The 6749-nt window shown below is 57.1% G+C and carries 5 protein-coding genes and 2 rRNA genes; 1 reads left to right on the top strand and 6 read right to left on the bottom strand.

Annotated features, from left to right (window positions below; all coding sequences use genetic code 11):
* Window positions 1-9: 9 nt before the first annotated feature.
* The 4 genes from BUB60_RS14865 to BUB60_RS14880 all read right to left on the bottom strand — a co-directional run bounded on the left by BUB60_RS14865 (window position 10) and on the right by BUB60_RS14880 (window position 5358).
* Entirely contained in the window at window positions 10-897 is an 888-nt protein-coding gene (locus tag BUB60_RS14865) for a beta-keto acid cleavage family enzyme (RefSeq protein ID WP_073080634.1), read from the bottom strand.
* Window positions 898-1037: 140 nt separating this feature from the next.
* A complete protein-coding gene (locus tag BUB60_RS14870) occupies window positions 1038-1931 on the bottom strand; it encodes a LysR family transcriptional regulator (protein WP_073080635.1) in 894 nt (297 codons plus the stop codon).
* A gap of 141 nt (window positions 1932-2072) precedes the next feature.
* Window positions 2073-3431: a D-alanyl-D-alanine carboxypeptidase family protein gene (locus BUB60_RS14875; RefSeq protein WP_073080636.1), complete on the bottom strand. Its 1359-nt coding sequence runs from the start codon at window positions 3429-3431 to the stop codon at window positions 2073-2075.
* Between the two features lie 205 nt (window positions 3432-3636).
* Window positions 3637-5358: a MoaF N-terminal domain-containing protein gene (locus tag BUB60_RS14880; RefSeq protein ID WP_073080637.1), complete on the bottom strand. Its 1722-nt coding sequence runs from the start codon at window positions 5356-5358 to the stop codon at window positions 3637-3639.
* Between the two features lie 304 nt (window positions 5359-5662).
* Here BUB60_RS14880 and BUB60_RS14885 point away from each other — a divergent pair, with 304 nt between their 5' ends.
* Window positions 5663-6214 (top strand): DUF3793 family protein, encoded by a 552-nt coding sequence (locus BUB60_RS14885; protein ID WP_073080638.1) that lies wholly within the window; start codon window positions 5663-5665, stop codon window positions 6212-6214.
* A 126-nt stretch (window positions 6215-6340) separates the two neighbouring features.
* Here BUB60_RS14885 and rrf read toward each other — a convergent pair.
* A 5S ribosomal RNA gene (rrf, locus tag BUB60_RS14890) occupies window positions 6341-6457 on the bottom strand.
* A gap of 77 nt (window positions 6458-6534) precedes the next feature.
* Window positions 6535-6749: ribosomal RNA gene (locus tag BUB60_RS14895) — 23S ribosomal RNA — on the bottom strand; the annotation flags it as partial.

Raw genomic sequence — 6749 nt, forward strand, 5'->3', positions numbered from 1 at the left:
TCTCCAGACTTACTTTAAGGGTTTCAGCCCGATGAGCTGCCTGGCCTCTTCCGGGGTGGCGACGTCCATCTCAAGCTCATGGATGATGCGCACCATGCGCTCGACGAGCTCGGCGTTCGACTTGGCCAGACGACCGTGAGAATAATAGATGTTATCCTCCATGCCGACGCGGGCATTGCCGCCCTTCAGGACGCCGTAGGTCACGCCCGGCAGCTGGTTGGCGGCGATGGCCATGGTTGTCCAGTTCACCGGACGGTCCTTGGGGATCAGATTGATCATATGGTCGTGATTTAACTGTGTATAAGAGATGGCGCCCTGGCTGACCTTGTTCATGCCCATGACGAGAGTGACGGAAATAGGCTCCGGGAGCACGCCGGCGGGGGACAGTATGCCGAAGACCTCCTCGACGCTGGAGGGGTTGAAGACCTCGAGCTCGGGCTTGATGCCAAGCTCCTGCATCCTCTTGGCCTGCTTGATGAGCCACGGGCGCTCCCATCTGTAGATGAAGGACAAATCGCCCCAGACAGTGGTGATGAGGGAGGTGTCCAGCGAGCACATCTCGGGCAGCGCACCCTTGATCGAATCGTCATAGAGGAGCGCAACGCCGTCGTCCGCCTCCGAGCCCGGCTTTGTGGCGGGCGCCGTGGAGTTCTGGATGATGAGGGAGCACTTGGCCCGGACGCCGGAGTTGATCTCGGCGAAGATCTTGGGATCGTTGGAGGAATTGCCTGCCTTGTCGCGGGCGTGGATATGGACGATCGAGGCGCCTGCGTTGTAGCATTCATAGGCAGACTGGATGATCTCATTCGGCTGCTCGGGCAAATTGGGGTTCTGCGCTTTGCCCTGGAAATTGCCCGTCTGGGCGACTGTCAGGATGACTTTTCTCTTACTGGCCATGATGAAGATCCTTTCATAATAAAAATATCATTGTGCATTTGCTTCAAATTTAGTATTCGGCAATGTGCCAACCTTAATTATAAATTACCCAAACGCCTTTTGTCAAAAAGTTGTTCCTATAGCGCCATAACGATTTCAAATCAAGAGGGCTGCCGCACCCTGGCCAGCGCGCGCAGCTGCAGGAATTTATGCGCGTCCGGATTCGTTTTGCTCTTGTGCCACGCCACAACGGAGTTGATCACCGCGTCGTCTCCGCCGATGGGCATGGACACCACATTCGGGAAGTTGTAAAAGTACGTCAGCCCCGGCGGCAGTATCGTCAGCCCGATATTGGAGTTCACCGCCAGGAAGAGCGTGTCGGCCCTGTTGTAGTAATTGATGATGTCCGGGACGACGCCGCGGCTCATGCAGATGTTCTTGAGCTGCCCGGACAGGGCAAAATCCGTCTCCGGCACGGAGACAAACTTATGCCCGGCCAGCGTCGACCAGTCGTTTATGTCGATGCTGTCCGCGATATCCCTGTGGACGAAAAGGTGCAGATGATGCGTCCCGGTCACGATATAGTCGATACTGTCGTTTTCGGGCATCATGTAACGGTTGGCAAAATAGATATCGTAAGCGCACTGGCTGATGTCGCGCATCATTTCGGTGCCCTCCTTGATGTCCACATCCACCTGCACGTTGGGCTGCGCTCTGGAAAACTCGTCCAGGCACGCGGAGAACAGCTCCGCCGCGCTGGACAGCATGGCAATGCGGATATAGCCCCGCCGGCCCTCGGAGATGTTGCGCAGCCTGTTCTCCGCCTCTGTCTGGATCATCAGCAGCTGGCTGGCATAGCCGACAAACTCCTGTCCCTCGGGGGTCAGCGAAACGCTGTGGCTGTCCCTGTTCAGAAGCCGCACGCCGATGCTGTTCTCCAGCGACTTGATATAGTTGCTCACGGTCGGCTGCGTCATAAAGAATTCTGTCGCGGTCCTGGTGAAGTTCAGTGTCTGGGATACCGAAATAAAAAGCTTCAGCTGCAGTGTGTCCATATTTCTCCCCCATCACATCCTGTTTTCTGATATATCTAATATAAAATTAACATTTTATCGCCGTTTACGCAAGGGCGATTGAAAAAAGCCCGCTCCGGGCATAACCGGAACGGGCTTTGCACAGGCGGCTTTTTTCAGCGCTCAATATCTCCGATGGCGGTGATGGTGATGATGATGGTGATGCCCCGAGGCACTTCTCCTGCGCCTTCTCTTTCTGACAATAACGGCGCGGCGGATAAGCAGCAGGACAAATACAGCGGCCAGGAAGCCGACGATCAGCAAAAGCACCGTCAGGAGGACTCGCAAAACGCCGGGGCCGGAGGATTCCGCCGCCACGGCGGCGGCGTTGGCGGCGGGCGCGCTGACAGGCCGGAGCGCGGCCTTTACCGTCGTGGTCAGCAGGTCCAGCGGCAATTCGCCGGCCGAGGCCGCCGGCACGAGGCTCAGGCGTACCGGTATCTGTACCTGGCCGCCGGCGGTCAGCGCTTCGCCGACGGAAAAACGTATATCAGCCGGCGTTTCATTTTTCGGCAGCAGGACAGAGACATCCTCCGCGGCATATGTGGCGGCGTCGATTTCCGAAGCCTCGGCGCCCGGTACGGTCAGATCGTCCGGCAGGGCGCCCAGAATCTCGTCTTCGGTGACGGTGACCGGGCTGAACTGATCAAAGCCGTAATCCAGAAGCGCGGACGTATCCGACCACTTGACCGTTGAGTCGGAGGATTTCATCACCACCACAATGAGCGTCACGCCGTTTCTCTGCGCTGCGGTGACCAGCGTATGCTGCGCGTCCTGCGTCCAGCCGGTCTTACTGATAAGGATGCCCTCATAATGGATATCCCCATTTAAGAATCTGTTGCTGGAATTGACGATGCGCGTCTCGGGCTGTATGTTCGTGGGCGGGATTTTATACCGGCTGGTGCCGAATATATCGATAAATCCGGGAACCTTCAGCGCCTTGGCCGTGATGCGCGCCATATCATGGGCGGTGGTGTAATGATTTTCATCCGGCAGGCCGTTGGCGTTGTCAAAATGCGTATTTGTCGCGCCGGCCTCGGCCGCGGCCTCGTTCATCATGGCTACAAAACCGTCCAGCGAACCGCCGACGTTTTCGGCAATACCGTTGGCCGCGTCGTTTGCCGACGCGACCGATATGGCATAGAGCGCCTGCTCCATGCTGATCTGCTCGCCGGGGCTCAAGGCAATGTTTGCCGAATCCCTTTCCACGGCGTCAACGGCGCTGCCGGACATTGTAAGCGTATCAGTCAGGTTGCCGTTTTCCAGCGCGAGCATGCCGGTTATGATTTTCGTGATGCTCGCGGGATACATCTGCTTGTCCATGTCTTTTTGATAGAGCACCTGCCCGGTGTCCGCAACCATCAGAACGGCCGTTTCGGACCCGACGTCCGGCACGCCGCCCGTGTCGGCGGCATGGGCGGGAATAGGAATATCGCTCAGGAAAATCAGCAGCAGCAGCAGCGTTAAAGTAAGTTTCTTCATCAGCCTCGGTCTTCTGTGAAATATTAGTAATTCTCTATCTGTCAATTGCATGATGTTATTAAGAATAATATCGATAAGTTGCCTTGTCAATTAAAAGATATCATTTTTGTAACCTTTTTTTCGCGACGATACCCCGGAAGCGGGGCCGTTTTTCCGGCCTGGCTTCCGGAGTATCGCTTTTCAGGACAACACAAGGCGCTTTATATCAGAAAAAGCGCTTGAGCTCAAACTCGCCGAGGGGGCGGGCATACGCACCCAGGGCTGTCAGATGGACGTCGTGCGCCGCCTCCGTGTCGCCGATGCCGAAGAAAAAACCAGCGTCGTGCATGATGCGCGGATTCAAGATAAACGTCCCCTGGTTGCCGTTGCACGCATCCTCCGTCCAGCTCATAAGATACGCGTCGTCGCGCAGCTTGACATAAAAGCACGGGGAACTCCACATCACGCCGCCCGCGTTTTTCGGCAGCATGATGGTCCAGGAATAGGATTCCGGCGTGCTGTAGACGTGGATGGACTGCATAAAGTCGCTGTACGTCCAGGCGTAAGCCTTGCCCACCAGGTCCGTTGTAAAGCCATGGCGGCGCACCGCCGGGGGCGTGGGGCCTCCGGTCATCTCAAGCACGCCGAAAATTGCCCTGTGGCCGACCTCCCACGGCTTGCGCCCGTTGTCCAGCGCCGCGTCCACGCAGGTGGTCAGGGCGTTTGAGAAATCGACCGCGTGCGTCAGGCAGCGCAGCGGATCGCTGCCGGTGCAGATATGGGCAAACAGAAAGATATCCCTTGCCGGCTCAAAGCACTGGTAGGTCTCCTCATGCCAGCCATCCTCCCCCTCTGTCCGCCATTTCAGGCGGGAGGAATCCATGACGTCGTACTCCCATGCGGGGCCGTCGTCGTAGCGGAGGGTAAAGCGCCTGCCCGCCAAATATCCCGAAACCTCCATGGTGTTGAAGCCCGACATGATGGACTGCCCCGCAAAGGCTCTGGTGTTCTCCCGGACGATCGCGTCCACCTCGTCTTTTGTATAATCGCGGTGGAGAAAGCGGGGGCGGTACTGCGGGCGCGCGCCCTTGAGGCCGTCCAGCATTTTGCGCTGCGCCTCGTCGAAGGGGATCTCGGTGCCGTAATCCGTCAGGGACTCCAGATTGGCACATCGCCCCGTGATCTCGCCGCTGCCCTCGTAAACCTTATAATCCAGCGCGTCGCTCAGATCAAAGCCAAGGCGCACCCCGATATGGCGGACGCTGAACAGGTCGAGCACCTCCAGCGTGAACGCGCCGGAAAATTCCTGCTCCGCCCGGGAGTATATGTAATACCTGTCGCTGATTTTAATATAGTCCGACGGGGCCGTGCGGGTGATGCCGCCGCGCGGATCGCTCAGTTCCACAAAGGAGGACCAGACGACGGACGGGAAAAAGTACAGCAGCTCGGCGCCGTCGTCGTTTTTCCACCAGGTGCCCAGGCCCTCGATGCGGTTCGTGAGCCCGTGGCGGGCCGAAGGCGCGGGCGCGCCCGTATCGATATAGCCGAAGCTGCAGTGGCGCCGAACCTCCCTCTTGTCCTGCTCAAAGCCGCAGAACCAGACCTCGAACACCGTGGCAAGGCCGGTTTCCCTGTCGACGACAACATTGTACCCCCGGACCGTGCCGGGGATCAGGTGCGTCAGCAGGACGATCTCCCCTAACTCCTTCGCGGTATAAGGCGCCTCCACAGGCGCGCCGCCGCCCTCCACGAGCGTGAGCGTGTCCCGCGAAAATGCGTACTCAAGGGCCGGGCCGTCGTCCAGGACGATTCTGAGGGTTTTGCCTTCCAGTGCGTCGGATACGGGCGAAGCGCCGGAGGCGGCGTAGGGCGGTGTAAGCTTTTGCAGGATCTGTTCTTCGTTCAGGGGTGTGTACCTGTCGTAAAATGTCGCGCGAAAATAATTCATGAAGCCGACTCCCCTCATTATTGAATATATATTCAACTTATTTACTGCCTTTTGACCGCAGCGCTGTACGGCGGAAAAGATGAGTTGCCGGAGCTGGACCATGTACGCGTAAACTTCTCTTTCAATATAACACCGTTAATTCCAATTTTCTACAGTATTGCGATGCCGTGCGTCTCCTTACCAATCTATGATGGCCCGGGCGTCGTCATACTGGCAGCGCAGCGCTTTTTAAGGAAGGGCATGATATCCCGGCGCCGCATGGACAAAATATATCTTGATACCATATGACAGCGGAGGATTCACTGTGCTGGAGGATTATCTGATCAAATACTGCGCGCCGACGCTGGCAAATTTAAAACCCGGCAGCCTGTTTTCATATCCGTGCGCCGAGCCCGGCCAAATTATGCCGGCTGTCCAAAAAATGAACCGGGAGCTGAACGGCGGGGGTGTCTTTTTAGAGGCTGTGCGTTTCGGCAAGGAGCGGTCCCTGATTTACGTGTACCGCCCGGCGCTTCTGGGCGGCTGCCTGCTGGACCCAGGCACGCGGGATTTCCTTCGGCACGCGGGGTATGCGCCCGGCTGCCCCAGAGATTATATCGACGCTTTAAAAGCGCGGCTGATACGGCTTCGCCCGTTCCCCCATGAGGTCGGCGTTTTTCTGGGCTATCCCGTTGCGGATGTAGCCGCCTTTATCGACAACAAGGGGCAAAACGGCCGGCTGACCGGGGCCTGGAAGGTTTACCATAACGAAAAGCAGGCCGCCGCGGTCTTTACCCGGTATGGGGAATGTACGGCGCTCTGCGCGCGGCTTTACCGCAATGGGCTTACGCTGCGGGAAATTGCCGCATCTTCTTAGACGCAAAGAACCAGCATACAGAGGGAAAAGCCTCGCAGAGTTTGCCGCCAGAGCGGCACTTCTCATGCAGCCCCTTGTCGAATAAAGCCTGAAAAAAAGACGAACTCAAAAGAGTTCGTCTTTTTGTGTTGGCATTTACCTATCTTTCCGGGCCGTCGCCAGCCAGGTATTGTCGGCACGAGTGAGCTTAACTGCCGTGTTCGGAATGGGAACGGGTGGACCCCCACCGTTAGCAACACCAACTATATAGGGCCTGCGCCCTGAAAACCGAACAATGAAGAATATGCGATGATGGAGCAAGGCCAGTTTGCCTGCATAGTCAGGTCAAGCCCTCGGGTTATTAGTATCGGTCAGCTGAACACGTTACCGTGCGTACACCTCCGACCTATCAACGATGTAGTCTACATCGACCCTTACTCCTTAAAGGATGGGAGAACTTATCTTAGGGGGAGTTTCACGCTTAGATGCTTTCAGCGTTTATCTCGTCCATACGTAGCTACCCAGCTATGCCGTTGGCACGACAACTGGTGCACCA

It is taken from the genome of Sporobacter termitidis DSM 10068, from assembly GCF_900130065.1.
GTDB classification, from domain to species: domain Bacteria; phylum Bacillota; class Clostridia; order Oscillospirales; family Oscillospiraceae; genus Sporobacter; species Sporobacter termitidis.